Here is a 502-nt window from a genome sequence, read left to right on the forward strand (position 1 = left end):
GCGGCGATGCGCAGCTGGTAGCGGGAGTAGCGCCGGTGGCCGCCCTCGGAACGCAGCGGGGTGATCAGGCGGGCCTCGCCGATGGCGCGCAGGAAGCCCTGGGTGGTGCCGAGTATTTCGGTGGCCCGGCCCATGGTGTAGGCGGGGTAGTCGTCGTCGTCGAGACGTCCGAACGAATCGTCTGCTGTCACTTGCACCTCTCTGTAAAACGCGTCGAGGGGCCCGGGGGCCGTACGGCACCCGGGCCCCGAAGGAACAACTACACCATCTGCCGGCCCTGATACTGCACCGGCCTTCTGTATCCGCCGACCCGACCTGGAAGATGTCGGGTACGCGGGGATCGCGGTTGCTTGACCGGAGACCACCTCACTATCGATGTCCTGCGGTACCCGGGCTCAAGACATCCGCCCGGGCGATCCTGATGGCGCTCGGCTCCTCCGTTTCTTCCCTCTGGGATCAAACACTTACCTACTGCGGGTACTGCTGGTGATGCGTACTGCTC

General features: G+C 65.5%; 1 protein-coding gene. It reads right to left on the bottom strand.

Annotated elements, in window-relative coordinates:
- Positions 1-191 (bottom strand): MerR family transcriptional regulator (locus ACYSUO_RS42280; RefSeq protein WP_326017033.1); only part of this gene is annotated, 191 nt, incomplete at its 3' end.
- Positions 192-502: the final 311 nt, after the last annotated feature.

It is taken from the genome of Streptomyces sp. UC4497, assembly GCF_054871485.1.